1 pseudogene is annotated in these 731 nt (G+C 39.8%); it reads left to right on the top strand.

Annotation, left to right across the window (positions count from 1 at the left end):
- A pseudogene (locus ACRCJ0_RS17420) lies at positions 1-731 on the top strand (pyruvate carboxylase); the annotation flags it as partial.

Raw genomic sequence — 731 nt, 5'->3', positions numbered from 1 at the left:
AACAAAGTCTTACAATACATCGGGGACATTTCTGTAAATGGTTTCCCAGGTATTGAAAATGAAAAAGCAGAATTCTTAACGATTCCAACACCTAAGATTGAATTGGTGGACCGTAGTGGTTTATCTGCTAAACAAATTTTAGACCGTGATGGCGCAAAAGGTGTACAAGAATTTATTAAAAATTCAAATGACTTATTATTAACAGATACGACAATGCGCGATGCACACCAATCATTGATTGCGACTCGTATGCGTACGCGTGACATGGTGAAACCAGCTAAAGTTATGGAAGATGCTTTGCCAAACCTATTCTCTATGGAAGTTTGGGGTGGGGCGACATTTGATGCAGCCTTCCGTTTCTTAACTGAAAACCCTTGGAGCCGTCTAGAGCAGTTGCGTGAAGCAATGCCAAATACCTTGCTACAAATGTTATTCCGTGGTTCAAATGCGGTTGGGTATACTTCATACCCAGATAACACGGTGAAAGCATTTATCGACCAAGCTGCAACTTCAGGCATTGACGTCTTCCGTGTGTTTGACTCATTAAACTGGACTAAACAAATTGAAAAACCAATTCAATATGTGAAAGATGCTGGTAAGATCGCTGAAGCGACAATGTGTTATACAGGTGATATCTTAAATCCAGAGCGTACTAAGTATTCTCTAGACTACTATGTAAATTTAGCCAAAGAGTTACAAGCTATGGGCGCAGATATTATTGCAGTGAAAGA

Source organism: Aerococcus sp. L_32, assembly GCF_050689315.1.
This window is presented reverse-complemented; position numbering and strand designations above follow the sequence as displayed.